Genomic DNA, 16,102 nt, shown 5'->3' on the forward strand with positions numbered 1-16,102 from the left:
TGCAGATTGCGTAAATCAGTGTCATTAAAACAAGTGTCCGTATCATTCAAACATTTCTTAATATAAACTTGCAATAAAAGTGTAAACTTTGGTATAATAGCCACAGGTAAAAATTAGGAAAAAAAGAAAAAGGAGGACTTTACCTTGAAAAAACCTTTATCAGTATTATTGTCTCTGGCTTTGGTCGTAACCATGGCCGCTGGTTGTTCTAGCGGAACAACAACAACTTCTTCTGGGGATAGCGACGTCATTAAAATTGGCGTATTCGAACCCTTAACCGGTGCAAATGCCGCTGGTGGCGAGCTGGAAGTTGAAGGGGTCGAATTGGCCAACAAATTGCGTCCAGAAGTATTAGGCAAAAAGGTTGAATTGGTCATTGCTGATAACAAATCAGACAAGGCTGAAGCAACAACTGCTGCTGCCCGTTTAATTGAAAAAGACAAGGTTGTTGCCATCTTAGGTTCCTGGGGATCTTCACTCTCCATTGCTGCTGGTGACGTTGTCAAAACAAACCAAATTCCTGCCGTTGCGCTTTCAGCAACCAATCCACAGGTTACCGCCGGAAATGATTACTACTTCCGTGTTTGCTTCCTTGATCCTTTCCAGGGAACGGTCATGGCCAACTATGCTTCTAAAAAACTGAATGCAAAAAAAGTTGCCATCATCCAGGAAGTTTCCAATGACTACTCAGTTGGCTTAGCTAAATTCTTTACCGATTCTTTTGTTAAACTAACTGGCGATCCAAATGCCATCGTAGCTACTGGTAATTACAATACTGGCGATCAGGATTTCAACAGAATCTTAACCAATATTAAAGCTGCCAATCCCGATGCCATTTTTGCTCCTGGTAATTTCACCGAATCCGCATTGATTATCAAACAGGCCCGTGCCCTTGGCATCACTGCTCCATTTATTGGTGGTGATACCTGGGAAACAAACGAATTCATCACCGTTGGTGGTGCTGATGTAGAAGGCGCAGTCATGTCAACATTCTTTGACGATACCAATCCACTGACAGAAGCCGGTAAAACATTTGTTGCCGAATACAAAAAAGCTTATCCTGACCGTGAAAACATTGCAGCTGTAACAGCCCTTGGTTATGACGGCTACATGATGACCCTGGATGCGATTGAGCGAGCAGGATCTGCTGATCCTGTTGCCATCCGTGACGCACTGGCGGCCACTAAAGACTTTGAAGGCGCTACTGGGATGATTACCATTGATGCCAATGGTGACGCTACTAAAAATGAAGCGATCATTAAAACCGTTAAAGATGGTAAATTCACCTACATGGATTCCGTTACAATTGACTAACAAAAAGTCACAAATTACCATAAAGAAGTCATATTTTATGTGACTTCTTTTATGCGCAAGGGTGCGCAAAACAAAACGTACACTGTCTGTTTTGTTTGTGCTGCCTTCACAACAACTAACTTTGAGGGTATTTGTATGATCAGATACCCTCAATTTAAATTAAATGATATAACGAGGTTATAATTATGGTCGTTGGAATGACAATGGAAACATTCTTGCAGCAACTAATAAATGGTTTATCTCTTGGGAGTTTGTACGCGTTGATCGCCATCGGTTACACGATGGTTTATGGTATCTTAAGACTGATCAACTTTGCCCATGGCGATATCTTTATGATGGCTGCCTATTTCACATATTTTGGGATTGCCGTATTCTTTCTTCCCTGGTATGTCACGTTTATTATTACAATTGGGTTAACCATTTTACTCGGTGTCACGATAGAACGGGTAGCCTATCGTCCGCTCCGTGATGCACCTAAAACATCACTATTAATTTCAGCGATTGGGGTATCATTTTTGCTTGAAAATGTTGCCACTTACTTATTTTCAGGAAAGCCACAAGCGTTTCCAGAATTCCCGCTTTTGACAACACCTTTCTTTATAGGCGGTTTGTCGATTCAACCGGTTTCTATTGTTATTCCAATTGTTGCGTTTATCTTGATGTCAGCACTACTTTTTATGATTAATAAAACCAAACTTGGTATGGCCATGCGGGCTGTCGCAGTCGATTATGATACCGCCAAACTCATGGGTATTAAGATCAATGGGGTCATTTCTTCAACCTTTGCCATCGGTTCTGCGCTAGCTGCCGTCGGTGCTATTTTATGGTGTATGAAATACCCATCGGTGTTACCCCTCATGGGCGTTGTTCCCGGATTAAAATGTTTTATTGCCGCCGTAATCGGTGGAATTGGTAATGTTAAAGGCGCCGTTCTTGGGGGCCTGATCCTCGGGTTTTCGGAAGTACTGATGGTCGCCTTCTTTCCAGCACTTACCGGTTACCGGGACGCCATCGCATTTGTCATCTTAATTATTATTCTGCTCTTTCTTCCCAATGGTCTCCTTGGTAAGAAACAAGTGGAAAAGGTTTAGGGGAGGTACCAAAAATGAACGAAACTCAAAACAGCCTCGGTGCCTACTTAAAACTTCACTGGAAAACAGCGGTTTTCTTAGTTGTTCTCCTGATTGGAATAGGTTTAGCCGATATTTTTGTTGATTCCTATATGCGTCGTTTACTGAATTTATGCGCAATTTATGTCATCGTCAGTTTGGCAATGAATCTGGTTAATGGTTTTACCGGTCAGTTTTCATTGGGACAGGCCGGTTTTATGGCGATCGGCGCCTATACTGTCGCCATCTTTACAGTGCCTGTTGAATCTCGTGCGGCCATTTTTTATCTGGAACCGATGGCGCCTTTCTTAGCTAATATCCAGTTGCCCTTTGTGGTGGCATTGATTCTGGGTGGTCTGGCTTCAGTGGTGGTGGCCTTCTTTATTGGCTCCCCCTGTCTACGGCTTCGGGGTGATTATCTGGCCATCGCAACTCTCGGGTTTTCGGAAATTATTCGGATTGTCTTTACCAATACCCAATCGATCACAAATGGCGCCCTGGGTATTAAGAGTATTCCCACCATCAGCAGTCTCTGGTGGACCTATGGAACCGCTCTGCTGATCATTATCGCAACCATTTTACTTGTTTACTCGTCCTATGGCCGGGCCTTCAAGTCCATCCGGGAGGACGAAATTGCTGCCGAAGCGATGGGGGTTGGGCTCTTTAAAACAAAGATGACTTCCTTCCTGATTGGAGCATTTTTTACTGGCATCGGTGGTGGATTATTCGCCGCCCTATTGGGTACTGTTGATCCCAAACAGTTTTATTTCACCCTGACGTATAACTTTTTGCTGATCATTGTCCTTGGTGGAATGGGCAGCATCTCCGGAACCATCATTGCCAGTTTCCTGGTTACACTGGGACAGGAAGCCCTGCGTTTTCTGGATGAGCCCATGGCCTTCGGCCTGGATCTGCCGATCTTTCGACCCGGTCTGCGAATGGTTGTATTTTCATTCCTGCTGATGATTATCGTACTTTTCTATCGCAAAGGCTTAATGGGTACCAATGAACTCACCTGGGATTTCATAGCGCAGAAATTCCAGTCCATCAAGAAAAAACTGAGCCGAAAAAAGACCTCGACTGAAGGAGGTGGCAAGTAATGAGTCTGCTTAGAACAGAAAATGTCATCATGCAGTTTGGCGGTGTTGTCGCCGTCAACGACTTAAATATCAATATTAAAAAGGGTGAACTGGCTGCCCTAATCGGACCCAATGGGGCCGGTAAAACCACTGCCTTTAATGTCATCACCGGGGTTTATACGCCCACCAGCGGCAAGGTTCTTTTTACCCCAACCGATAAAAGCGGCACCGCCACTGAAATTGATATTACCGGTAAAAAGCCGGATAAAATCACAGCTCTGGGTGTCGCCCGAACCTTTCAGAACATCCGCTTATTCAAGGAATTGTCTGTTCTTGAAAATGTTCAGGTTGCTACCCACTTAAATACTGATTATAGTTTTTTATCTGCGATTTTGAGAACCCCCAAAGCCCGGAAGGGCGAAGCTCAGGCTAAAGCCGACTGTGAATTTTTGCTGGAACGATTGGGACTTATTGATTTAAGAAATGAAAAAGCTTCATCGCTCCCCTATGGACAACAGCGGCATCTGGAAATTGCCCGGGCCTTGGCAACCAAGCCACAGTTACTGCTGCTTGATGAGCCAGCAGCCGGAATGAATCCTCAGGAAACTGATGAACTGACGGATCTGATTTTTAAACTGAAAACGGATTTTGATCTGACCATTTTTATGATTGAACATCATATGGATCTGGTCATGGAAATTTCTGATCATATCTATGTATTGGATTTTGGCTGTACCATCGCCAAAGGAACCCCAGATGAGGTTCAGAATAATCCTAAGGTTATTGAAGCATATTTGGGGGTAGACGCCGATGTTGAAGATTAGTAATTTACAGGTCGCTTATGGCGGTATTGAAGCGGTTAAGGGCATTGATCTGGAAGTGCCAGAAGGCAAAATCGTGACTCTGATCGGAGCCAATGGGGCGGGAAAAAGCACCACGCTGCGAGCCATTGTCAATTTGGTTAAATCAAAAGCTGGCAGCATCACCTATAACGGTGAAGAACTGCTGGGCCTTGATACCACCAAAGTCGTTGACAAGGGTATTACTCTGGTTCCGGAAGGACGGCATGTATTTCCCGATCTGACAGTGCTGGAAAATCTCAAGATTGGCGCTTATATGCGCAAGGATAATCTGGACGCCGACATCAAGCATATTTACAGTCTCTTCCCCCGGCTGGAAGAACGTTCCTGGCAGGCCGCAGGCACCTTATCCGGTGGCGAGCAGCAAATGCTTGCAGTTGGTCGGGCCATGATGAGCCGGCCAAAACTATTGATGATGGATGAACCATCCTTGGGTCTGGCCCCCTTGGTTGTTCAGGGTATTTTTGATATCATCGAGACCCTTAATAAAGAAGGAATGACCATTCTTTTAATTGAACAAAATGCCAATATGGCCCTTCGGGTCGCTGATTATGCCTACGTACTGGAAACAGGCAAGATTACCAAAGCTGGAACTGGCCGGGAACTACTGGCTGATGAAAGCATTAAAGAAGCCTATCTGGGCAAAAGCCAACGAAACAAATAAGAAAAACTCCAATTATTCAGTTTTGAATAATTGGAGTTTTTTTATCGTCGCGAAATAATGACTTTGTTATTAATCGTCAGCGTTTTGTTAAACACCCGTTTGAATTTTTTGCCACATTCGTTGATGATCATATTATCAAATACTGAATGACCGGTTGTGAGGACATTCAGCTGGACTTCTTTTTCCAGAATCACGCAATTCACATCCTTGACGACACCATCCATACTGCGATCCAGATATTCTGATATTTGCAGAAACAAGCTCAATTGATCGATGAGGTGCCGCTCTTCATTCTGGAGCAGCCCCATGTATTCTTCCGAAATATGGATTTTTTTATTGGTACGATGATTAAGCGCAATAAAGGCACTCATTAAAAGCTCTTTCTGTTCGATCCCCAACAAACCGGAGTTTAAAATAATATAAAAACTATGCTCGTGATGATTTCCAAATTGAAGCTTGATGCCAACATCATGAAGCATGGCCGAGGCCCGGATCATCTTGCGGACGTCTTCTTTGATGCCATGGAGTGGTTTGAGCTGCTCAAACAGGTTTTCGGTCAGCTTCAGCACATGATAGGCGTGAGGGATATTCACATTAAAGTTTAACATGATATTGACCAGAGACAGTTCAAAAATATCATAAACCAGATTGTCTTCATTATAGCCAAAATAATCGTAGATGATACCATCCCGTAACCCGGCATTACTGATAATGAGTTCTGGCGAATCAATATGTTTCATAACCCGTTCCAGGGTATGGCTCGAACCCACGAAAATATCGATCCGACCCTTGGACAATCCTTTAAGATTTGAACGTTCCGCTAAATTCATACTGGCGGCCATTTCGCAGATCCGCTTGACATCATTGGATTTCATCCGATAATTATGGGCAATTTCCAAAGGATAATCGATGAAACTCCGGTGGATCCGGCCAACATTTCGAATTGTCCCACCCACGCCAATAACCGGCAACCCCTCAGCCTTTTTAAGGATTGCAATCGTACTAAATGCTTCTTTTAAAAACTCATCGAGAGCTTTCAGTTTTTTCTCTGATACCTCGTCGGTCAAATCAAATTTTTCGGCCAAATCGATGGAACCAAAGGGCAAACTCACCGCCTCTACCTTCTTGCGGTCTTTGATCAGCACAAACTCGGTACTCCCACCGCCGATGTCCATCAGCAAGGCGTCTTTAACATCAAGGGTGTTAATCGCGCCCAGGTAATCCATTGAAGCCTCGACTTCTCCGGGAATAATGGCCACATCCAAACCGACTTCGGTTTTAATTCGCGCCACATAGTCAGCTCCATTTGATGCTTTACGAACCGCTGCCGTTGCTACCGTAATTACCTTTTCGATGCCGTAGGCATCACACATACTAACAAACATGGTCAGGGTTTCGATTCCGAAATCCATCCGATCCTGCTGCAGTTTTCCGGTTTCAGCCAGCTTATCATTTAACCGGACATTCACCTTGACATCGTCAATAATCTGAAAATATTCATTGTTGTAGTATTCACCAATCACCAGATGGACACTGTTTGAGCCAATGTCGATGACTCCAATATTTCGCCTATCCATTGCTATTCTCCCTCAATATTATGTTTTATAACGGCTTTATTCTTGACCTGTTCAAATTCTGCTTCAGCTTCTTTGCAGAAGTAATCCTGACAGGAAAGCAATTCCTTGCCACGTTTGTCAACCCGGATATACTCTCCTGTTTCAGTCATTAACCGGGTTTTGATGGTGTCTTTTAAAGTAATCTCCAAAATGTGCTTTAGTTTTTTCTTGAGACTCTCTTCTTCAACCGGAAACAATGTCTCAATTCGCCGGTTCAGGTTTCGCTCCATCCAGTCGGCACTGGACAGAAAAATGTCTTCCTTACCCTGGTTGTAAAAATAATAGATCCGGCTGTGTTCCAAAAAGGTTCCCACAATGCTGTGAACCGTGATGTGCTCACTCATGCCCAACAAACCTGGTTTTAGTGAGCACATCCCCCGGACAATCAATTGAATTTCCACTCCTGCCTGAGAGGCCTCATAAAGCTTATTGATGATATCTTCATCAACAAGTGCATTCATTTTGGCAATGATTTTTCCCTTTTCTCCCATTTTGACATTTTCAATTTCCCGGTCAATGGCAATGTAAAAGGCATTTCTAAGCGTTTTCGGAGCCACCTCGATCTTTTTCCACAAAGTGTAGTGACTGTAGCCGGACAAGAGGTTAAACAAGGTTGAAACATCCGACCCATAACTCTCTTTGGCAGTGAACATTCCCAAATCGGTGTAAAGACCGGCGGTCACATCATTATAATTCCCGGTTCCAAGATGTACATACCGCCGGATCCCATCGGACTCTTTGCGAACCACCAGAATCATTTTACAATGGATTTTTAGCCCTACCAACCCATAAATGACATGACACCCAGCCTGCTCCAGTTTCTTCGCCCAGACAATATTATTGGCTTCGTCAAAGCGCGCTTTGAGTTCGACCAATACAGTAACCTGTTTACCATTTTGGGCTGCCTGAATCAATGCTTCAATGATTGGCGAGTCGCCACTGACCCGATACAACGTTTGTTTGATGGCCAGCACATCGGGATCGATGGATGCCGCCCGGACAAAATCAACCACTGTTTGAAAAGACTGATACGGATGGTGCAAGAGGCGATCCTTCTCCCGGATGACTTCAAAGATGTCGTCAACCTCATAGAATTCATTGGAGATAAGCGGGGTATAGCGGGGCTCCCGGAGTTCATTAAACTCGCTGCGGTTCTGAAATTTCATAAAGCAGGTCAAATCCAGGTTTCCCTTGAGTTCATAAAGCTCACTTTCGATAATTTCCAATTCATGCATCAACCATTTTTTCATTTTTTTACTCATGTCCCGGGTTACTTCCAGTTTAATGCTGGCTCCCCATTTACGTTGCTGAATTGATTTCTCAATTTCAATCAGTAAATCCTCGGCTTCATCCTCATCGATGGCTAAATCGCCATTACGGGTAATCCGGAATTCACTGACCTGCTTGACATCATAACCGGTAAAAAGTTCATTTACAAACGGGCTGATTAAATCTTCAATAAAAATATAGTTTAGCACATCCGATTCTTTCGCTTTCGGTAATGCAATGATTCGGTCCAGAACCTTGGGGATTTCCAGGATCGCCATAAAATCTTTTTCATCCTTAATCTTCGCCTCGGTGTCATGGAGCATGATACACAGATAAACCTGATTGTTTTTTACTAACGGAAAGGGGCGACTGTTGTCAATGGCTTGTGGCGTCAAAACCGGATAACACTCATGCCGGAAATAATGAAGGGCAAAGTCTTTGCCTTCCTCATTCAGTTCATCATAACGCAAAAAAAAGATATTGTTCTGATTCAGCTCCGGGATGATCGATTTTGATAAGCAGGTATACTGCCGAGCCATCATTTCCTGAGTCATGCTGTTAAGAACTGCCAACTGTTCAATCGGGGTTAGTCCATCTACCGATTTTTTGTTGTAGCCAACATTAATCTGATCCATAATCCCAGCAACCCGCACCATAAAAAACTCATCGAGATTTGATGCCGTAATCGCCAAAAATTTCAACCGATCCATTACCAGGTTGCATTTGTCATAAGCCTCGTCTAATACCCGGTAATTAAAATCCAGCCAACTGATTTCACGGTTTATAAATAATCTACTTTTCATGATTCAACCCTCTTAATTTTTAATATCGGTTTAATGCCATAAACATTCTCCATGGTTGCCCGACTTGCTTTAAAGAAATACTCTTCCAACTGAAAATTTTTCCCGGTGGTTAATTCAAGCATCAATTTTTCGTCCTTGACATGACAGTGAAGGTTTTGTATTTTTTGCTGATAACTCTTATCCAGGGCAATGGCCAGCTTTAAAATAGCCGCCAGTTTGGCTACCAGCAACTGTTCTTTTTCATCACTGGAATGAATCTTTTCTTCCACTTTAATAAAATTCGTTTTAACCGCCTCGGCGACCTTACCCATCACCGCTTTCTCTTCCTGGTTAACCCCGATAATGTCGGTTGTTTCAATAATATAGCGGCTTTGCACCCAAAAATTTTTATGATCAATAAAACTGCCCACCTCCATCAGATAACAGAGCATCGATAAGAGCTGCCGCTCTCTTTTTCCCAGTTGGTGATATTTTTTGAGCGAGTCAAATATCTTTAAGCTGATTTTTTCAACAAATTCCGAATGCCTGTGACTGGTATGATACTTTTTACCGATGGTTTTAGCAGAAAGATAACTGCCCTCTTCGATCCATTCAATCAACTGTTGTTTTTTTGTGATCTGGAATTCAAAATCCAAAAAAGCATCGCCGATAATCATCGGAATCAAAATAAAGGTTTCGACTCCTGTTTCAGCCAGTAGCTTTAAATAAAGCATCAGGGTATGATTCAGGGTTTCTGCTTCACTTTGATCCAAAAGTGGGTACTTTTTCAATAATTGGTTCACGGTCAGATCGCCCGCCACCTTGCACAGCTTCCCAAAATCCTCGGCATTGATCACATAATAATCCTGTCGTTCCGTGATGCCACAAAGCTGAGCAATGACATCAACTTCGTGGGAGGATACAAAAAGTCTTTTAATGTGACGTTTTCTGATGTTTTCAACAATATCCTGGGTATTGATGGAGATGAACTCCATCAGTAACGTTTCAAAGCGCTCCGAGTTTTCTTCGATGGATTTCAGGATTTCCTTCATTTTTAAATAACCCAGCTCAGCGGTCTGATGATAATCAATGACTCCATTTTTTAGGAGTGCCACTGACACATTCCCGCTGGAGATAGATGCCAGCATCTGATCCTCTTTGGTATCAGTGATTATATTAAATTGCGGATCGCACTTTAACACCATATGGCGATAAATAAGATGGGTCTCTTCTTCCTTGTCGAGAATTTCCACCTCGTAACCACCGGTATTGATTTTGATTTGTTCAAGAATATAAAGCCGATTTCTGGCTTCACGGAGAGCTGTTGTTCCAAATATTTTAATCGATTCAACGCCGTAGGTTTTAGACATTTCGATGTATTCATTAATCGTTTGACACAAGGCATATACAGATTTAAATGAGATCTCCCCTTTAGTAAAGCTCTGACTCCCAAAATTAATGGGAAACATGGCTCGATCCAATATTTTAATGCAGCCTTTGCCCCGCTGTCCAACGATCAGTTCACAACGGATTGAACCAATATAGATTACTGAAAACCGCTTAATCATAAACGTCACCTCGCATTCTTTTTTCTATTTTATCACAATTTAAACACTTTTTTTGTTAAAACTAATCGAAACACTGATTTTTTTTCAATAAAACAGCTCATCAGGGTAGTTATGTTTTCAGCGCTAGCGCTTTTATGTTACAATAGTAAAAGACTTTACATCAGGAGGAAAATCTTTTGCTTGGAACCATTATCAATGCCGCCGCCATTGTTGTCTGCGGCCTCATCGGCCTATTATTTAAACGGGCTTTACCACAACGTCTCTGTGAAACCATTACCCAAGGTCTGGGACTGGGCGTAGTTGTCATTGGCATCACGATGACCATCGAAACCGAAAACATTATGCTGATGCTGCTGAGTCTATTATTTGGCGGCATCCTGGGGGAACTGATCAATATTGAAAAACAATTAAAACGAATTGGCGACAGCCTGGAAAAAAAGATGAAAAACAATAGCAATAATATCTCCCACGGCTTTGTCAGTGCCTCCCTGCTTTTCTGCACCGGCTCAATGGCCATTATGGGTGCTTTGGAAAATGGGCTCACCGGGACGGTCAGTATTCTTCTGAGCAAGTCGCTCTTGGATGGTATTTTTTCGATGATTCTCTCATCGACTTTAGGAATCGGCGTCGTCTTTTCCGCTATTCCAGTTCTTCTCTACCAGGGCAGCATTTCACTTTTAGCTGGCTCAGTCAAAACCCTGCTCTCTCCGGAAATGATCACCGAAATGAATGCTGTTGGTGGCGTTCTAATCTTGGCCATTGGTATTAATATGCTTAAAATCAAAGAGCTTAAGGTCGGCAACCTGCTGCCAGCAGTTTTTATGCCGATTCTGTTTATCTGGATCATGGGAATTTTGGGAATTTAGCATAAAAAAAGTGTAGAATTCAAAACCGATTCGGTTAAATTCTACACTTTTTAAGCAAGCCATCATTACGACTTTTTTTATACTAATTGAAAACGCTGTTTAGACTTCTGAAAATGCGTTTTTATCAACGCCACATTCTGGACATACCCAATCTTCAGGAATATCGGCAAACGCAGTTCCAGCTGCTACCCCGTTGTCTGGATCTCCTAATTCTGGATCATATACATAACCACAGATATCACATTCAAATTTTTGCATTGTATTTCTCCTTTACTCTTAGAATGACATATTTCTATTATAATCATTCTAAGCAATATTACAATGTTTTTTTTTACTATTCAGTTTTTTCTCGCAATTTTCATTAAAAAGCAAATGCGTCAGATGAATTGTCGAAGATTGGCCGCACCGATCAAACCGGCTTCATTTCGAAAGGTAGCCAGCACAATTTCAGGCATTGCATACTGGGGATAGGTTAAACAACTTTTGGCGCTGGCCTGAATCCGGTTTAAAAGAAAATCTCCAGCCTCAGACAAACCACCACCAATTACGAATATCCCGGGATCTATGAGATCGTTGATGTTGGAAATGGCCCAACCTAAATATTTAGCCAGCCGATTGACTGCTGCCAACGCCAGTACATCGCCAGCTTTGGCAGCATCAAAAATTCGTTTGGCATCATAAGTGTCGTCTTTTTTTAATTCGGACTCCACGCCTTCATCTAGTTGTTTCTGACAATAGCGAATCAGTGCTGTTGCCGAAGCAAAGGTTTCAAGACAGCCGTTTTTGCCGCAATTGCAGTCGTAGAAATTTTCTTCCATGATCATGTGGCCGGCTTCTGAGGCGACCCCATGGGCTCCCGAAATAATCCGATCATTGATGATCACACCACCACCGACACCGGTGCCAAGGGTTAATAACACCGAGCTGGTTCGACCCCGAGTGCTGCCAAATGCCGCTTCAGCAATACAAGCTGCCGTGGCATCATTAACCAGAAGCACCTCAAGTGCCAGGACTGCTTCGAGATCTTGCTTTAGTGCTTTGTTCTTCCAATTAAGATTAGGACAGGAAACGACGGTTGATCCATCCCCTGAGAGGATTCCGGGAATTCCGATTCCCACGGTGGTTTCTTCCGGTGAAAGCTGAACCAGTTCGTTTATTAATGCAGCAAGATCACTCACTACACGATCATAGCCCATTTGGCTTTGGGTTTTGACTCGCCGTTCTTCCTGAATGACACCCCGATGATTGACAATACCACCTTTAATTGCGGTGCCACCTAAATCAATACCGATTCCCATCCTATTCCTCCCTTTTTAACTGATGGCTGTGGTTGATAATCCCGCCATCGAATTAAGACTAATCAACGACACACCTAGACTAAGACCAGCGGCTACCACTTCCAGTCCAATCACTGGAAGCGCCGTTTTTTTGTAACTCACACCGTAGACAATGGCCAGACCAATAATGGTCAGGACAATCTGCCAGATATTGAAAATGCTGAAAATCCCTCCCAGGAAGGCCACCCAATCCATCTCATAAACCTTGGTCATATCAATCGGTTTTTGAAAGAAAATATTGAGAATGTTCTGGAAAATTTTGGGGAAATAACTCAGGCCGACCACATACACTGCTGTCTTAAACGAACCCTCACCCCCCATTTTCTTTAACACCAGATTAAAGATGGCTGCCTTCACCACCATGGCAACTGCCACGCTGATGATCCCGGAGATGATTCCGGTAACAATGCTAATGGTTTTAACCATTCCCATCTGATCAGCTGGCAGATCCATGGTGCCTACCACATTTCCGGCAATGACACCTGTTAAACAGCCGATCATGGCAATAATCAAAATTGGGATAATCAGAGAATGTTTTTCTTTTTCGGCAACCTGTTTAAAAAATCTGACCGGATTAATTAATAAATATAAATAGTTCATCCTTACTCCTTCTCGTTTCAAATTTTTATCCTGTCTTTGCAACCGCTTATTCACACCTTAAAAATTGCAAGCTCAGTTATTTTTATTATCGCTTTCTGATATTTTTGCGCTCTTTCACTATTCACTGCGGATCGCATCCAGGGAACTGAGATTGGCTGCTTTGATAGCCGGACGAACGCCGGACAAGAGCCCGACCAGCGCCGAAAAAAACAAGGCAAAAACAACCAGACCGGGGGTGATGTAGGAAATCGTCACACCCCCTTCACCACCGATAAATAAACCCGCAATCAGATTGATCAGTACCGATAGCACCAGGCTGATGACAATCCCCACCAGACCGCCGATCAATCCAATCATGGTTGATTCGGCAATAAACATGTTGCGGATATCCGAAATCGATGCCCCAATGACCTTCATGATCCCAATTTCCTTGGTGCGTTCATAAATGGACATGGTCATGGTATTGACAATGCCGATACAGGCAACCAACAAAGCGACCCCACCGATACCACCCAGCAGAATCTGAAGCATCTGAAAGACGCTGCCCATCGAATCCAAAATCTGTTGCATCGAAAAGACTGTAAATTTCATCGCTTCAACTTCAGAAGTGACATCATTTACCACCGAAGAATCCTCGACGGTCACCAACGCCTGGGAATAGCCCTGCTTCTTGACAGTGGCTTTCCTCCCGGTCTGCCATTCGTTCAGGTCTGTCACTAGATGATAGTCAGCGATGATCGAGTAATCCTCATTTCCCCCAGTGGCTTCCAGCACACCAGTCACCTTCAGCTTCTGAGTCTTTATCTCTTCTTCGCCGTTGGCATTGGTACGTTTGATGGTCATGGTAATGTTCTGGCCTATTAGATCTTCCGGTTTAACCTCACTGGCTTCGAGTTGGGTTGACGCACCGGTGTAGGTAAAGCTGGTTAATACATCTTTGCCAAGGATCACACTGTTTTCATCGTTGGCTCCAGGCTTTTTACCACTGGTTGTAACATAGCGCATATCTTCCAGGACAGCATAGTCCACGCCCATCAGAGAAACCCCATATTGCTCACGATCAACTTCTATTTCCCCGCCGCTTAGATTGACCACCGGCGTAACCGCCACGACCCCATCGATTTTCTTTAAATCTTTGATGGCATCATCATTAAGGATTGCTTTATCGTCCGTTTTTCCACCACCCATCGCAGTCATCCCCATCGAAGAGAGATCCTGATAGACCTGTAGCGTGGTCACAGAACCAATCCCGGACAATTCATCCGTAATGCTCTTTTGAGCCCCGTTTCCAATGGAAACCATCACGATGATCGAGGCCGTTCCGATGACTACCCCAATAATTGTGAGGATTGTTCGAAATTTCATCCGCCAGAGATTCTCCCAGGATAATCGCAGGAGTTCTTGCTTATTCACACCTTCACCCCGCTAAGCGCCAATGCCAAAGATGACTCTGAGAAATTTTTGAAAAAAGTTCTCGTCTCCCGATTCCGCCGTCTGAGTTGTGGCTTCCTCAGAAACAATGGTAATGTTCTTTTCGATTACCCGTTCATTATTGAAACTGTCCATGTATTTTACGGATATTTTCCCGGGAAATTCACCACTTTGACTCGTGGTGACATCAGCGGAGAAGTCATCGTTATCATCTTTTTCGAAGGTGCCATAATACTGATAATCTTTGGAGAAATCGACACCATCAGCAGATACACTAACCTGCACCCCACGCACCGGATTTGATCCAAAATTAGCAATTTCAAAATTGATCGGGGTAACCCCTTTATCATTCTTAGCTAAAACAAAACGATCTGGGGCAATAATCGACATCGATTCACTTTCATTGATTACAATCCCCACTGTTTCTGTGAAATTATAAACACTGCCACCACTGGTTTCGCAATTGATTTGCAAATTTAAATTATAATTTTTAGCCTCAGCATTTGGTGATGTCACCATGGGAATCTCAATCGTTGCACTTTCACCAGAAGGAATTTCTTCCCGATAGAAATGACTGCCACTTCCTACCATCGAAAAGACCCCCAAGTCATTCGCGCCCGACTGGGACAATACATCCAGGGTTACATTATGGGCATCATAGTCACCATGATTGGTTAAGGTAACCACCATCTTGAATTCCTTACCGGGTGATACCGTCGCCGGATTGAAAGTGACTGAACTGATCTGAAGCAACGGTTGTTCCGGTGCCGCCAAAGCTGTTGGCATAAAACATAATGATAGCAGGATAATCACCAATAGGGCTGAAAGCAGCGGTTTTGTCTTCATTTCAATTTTTGTTCTTTCTTTCATAATTTCTCCATTTCTTTGAGTATTCATTCTGATCAATGTTTATTGATTGACTTCGGCCTCAATCAGGCCATCACACATGTGGATTACCTTGGTGCAGTATTTAGTCGTATCCGGATCATGGGTGACGATGACAAAGGTCTGCTTCTCTTCCCGGTTGAGTCGGGTAATCATTTCCATGATGTCGGCACTGGTTTTAGAGTCCAGATTCCCGGTGGGCTCATCGGCCAGAATTATTTCCGGATGATTAACCAGCGCCCGGGCAATACTCACTCGCTGTTGTTGGCCTCCAGAAAGTTCACTTGGTTTGTGTCCCATCCGATCCACTAAGCCAACAACTTCCAGCGCTTCCTGTGCCCGTTGTTGCCGGATTTCTTTTTTGACCCCGGCAAAGGTTAGTGCCAGTGCAACGTTTTCCATGGCTGTCATGGTGGAAATTAGGTTATAGGACTGAAAAATAAAACCCAGGTGCTCCCTGCGAAACAGACACAGTTCATTTTCAGTCATGTCGCTGATGCGATAATCACGAATCATAATGTCGCCGGAAGTAGGCGGAACCAGCCCCCCCAGAACGTTTAAAAAGGTGGATTTGCCTGATCCTGAAGGACCAAGCAGGGCCACCATTTCTCCCTGTTCAATATCCAGATCGATTCCCTTGAGGATATGAATGTCTTCCTTCCCCAACTTGAAATCTTTGTGCAAATCTCTGACTTGAATAAATATTTAGATCGCCCCGCTTT

General features: G+C 43.5%; 15 protein-coding genes. 6 read left to right on the forward strand and 9 right to left on the reverse strand.

What is annotated here, in order from left to right:
• The first annotated feature begins 144 nt into the window (after positions 1-144).
• The 5 genes from CHL1_RS11225 (at position 145) to CHL1_RS11245 (ending at position 5,026) form a co-directional block, all read left to right on the forward strand.
• Positions 145-1,314 carry an ABC transporter substrate-binding protein gene (locus tag CHL1_RS11225; RefSeq protein WP_250932941.1) on the forward strand — a complete coding sequence of 390 codons (1,170 nt, stop codon included), beginning with the start codon at positions 145-147 and terminating at the stop codon, positions 1,312-1,314.
• A gap of 197 nt (positions 1,315-1,511) precedes the next feature.
• A complete protein-coding gene (locus CHL1_RS11230) occupies positions 1,512-2,405 on the forward strand; it encodes a branched-chain amino acid ABC transporter permease (RefSeq protein ID WP_070371226.1) in 894 nt (297 codons plus the stop codon).
• 14 nt (positions 2,406-2,419) lie between these two features.
• On the forward strand, positions 2,420-3,523 hold the full coding sequence (locus tag CHL1_RS11235) for a branched-chain amino acid ABC transporter permease (protein ID WP_250932943.1): 1,104 nt from the start codon (positions 2,420-2,422) through the stop codon (positions 3,521-3,523).
• Entirely contained in the window at positions 3,523-4,326 is an 804-nt protein-coding gene (locus tag CHL1_RS11240; protein ID WP_070371122.1) for an ABC transporter ATP-binding protein, read from the forward strand. The genes CHL1_RS11235 and CHL1_RS11240 overlap by 1 nt, the downstream gene beginning before the upstream one ends.
• A complete protein-coding gene (locus CHL1_RS11245; RefSeq protein WP_070371121.1) occupies positions 4,313-5,026 on the forward strand; it encodes an ABC transporter ATP-binding protein in 714 nt (237 codons plus the stop codon). Before CHL1_RS11240 ends, CHL1_RS11245 begins: the two co-directional genes overlap by 14 nt.
• A 41-nt stretch (positions 5,027-5,067) precedes the next feature.
• Here CHL1_RS11245 and CHL1_RS11250 read toward each other — a convergent pair whose 3' ends face one another.
• The 3 genes from CHL1_RS11250 to CHL1_RS11260 are packed head-to-tail and all read right to left on the reverse strand — an operon-like array spanning position 5,068 to position 10,261.
• Entirely contained in the window at positions 5,068-6,603 is a 1,536-nt protein-coding gene (locus tag CHL1_RS11250) for a Ppx/GppA phosphatase family protein (RefSeq protein ID WP_250932945.1), read from the reverse strand.
• A 2-nt stretch (positions 6,604-6,605) separates the two neighbouring features.
• The gene (locus tag CHL1_RS11255) at positions 6,606-8,714 is read right to left on the reverse strand and encodes an RNA degradosome polyphosphate kinase (RefSeq protein ID WP_250932947.1); all 2,109 of its coding nucleotides are present in this window, start codon (positions 8,712-8,714) and stop codon (positions 6,606-6,608) included.
• Positions 8,711-10,261 (reverse strand): Ppx/GppA phosphatase family protein, encoded by a 1,551-nt coding sequence (locus CHL1_RS11260; RefSeq protein ID WP_250932949.1) that lies wholly within the window; start codon positions 10,259-10,261, stop codon positions 8,711-8,713. Before CHL1_RS11260 ends, CHL1_RS11255 begins: the two co-directional genes overlap by 4 nt.
• A gap of 176 nt (positions 10,262-10,437) precedes the next feature.
• Between CHL1_RS11260 and CHL1_RS11265 the strand changes: the two genes are divergently transcribed.
• A complete protein-coding gene (locus CHL1_RS11265; protein WP_250932950.1) occupies positions 10,438-11,127 on the forward strand; it encodes a DUF554 domain-containing protein in 690 nt (229 codons plus the stop codon).
• 99 nt (positions 11,128-11,226) lie between these two features.
• Here the strand turns inward: CHL1_RS11265 and rd are convergent, their stop codons facing one another.
• The 6 genes from rd to CHL1_RS11295 all read right to left on the reverse strand — a co-directional run bounded on the left by rd (position 11,227) and on the right by CHL1_RS11295 (position 16,085).
• Entirely contained in the window at positions 11,227-11,385 is a 159-nt protein-coding gene (rd, locus tag CHL1_RS11270; protein WP_070371116.1) for a rubredoxin, read from the reverse strand.
• Positions 11,386-11,504: 119 nt separating this feature from the next.
• Positions 11,505-12,425, reverse strand: coding sequence for an ROK family protein (locus CHL1_RS11275; protein WP_070371115.1), 921 nt, complete (start codon positions 12,423-12,425; stop codon positions 11,505-11,507).
• A 15-nt stretch (positions 12,426-12,440) separates the two neighbouring features.
• On the reverse strand, positions 12,441-13,064 hold the full coding sequence (locus CHL1_RS11280) for a Yip1 family protein (RefSeq protein ID WP_070371114.1): 624 nt from the start codon (positions 13,062-13,064) through the stop codon (positions 12,441-12,443).
• A gap of 117 nt (positions 13,065-13,181) precedes the next feature.
• A complete protein-coding gene (locus CHL1_RS11285) occupies positions 13,182-14,429 on the reverse strand; it encodes an ABC transporter permease (RefSeq protein ID WP_250932952.1) in 1,248 nt (415 codons plus the stop codon).
• 60 nt (positions 14,430-14,489) lie between these two features.
• Complete coding sequence (locus CHL1_RS11290; protein WP_070371112.1) at positions 14,490-15,365, reverse strand: COG1361 S-layer family protein; 876 nt, start codon at positions 15,363-15,365, stop codon at positions 14,490-14,492.
• 39 nt (positions 15,366-15,404) lie between these two features.
• Positions 15,405-16,085, reverse strand: a complete 681-nt coding sequence (locus tag CHL1_RS11295; protein WP_070371111.1) for an ABC transporter ATP-binding protein — start codon at positions 16,083-16,085, stop codon at positions 15,405-15,407.
• Positions 16,086-16,102 lie beyond the last annotated feature (17 nt).

The organism is Acetobacterium wieringae, assembly GCF_023700225.1.
GTDB lineage: Bacteria > Bacillota > Clostridia > Eubacteriales > Eubacteriaceae > Acetobacterium > Acetobacterium wieringae.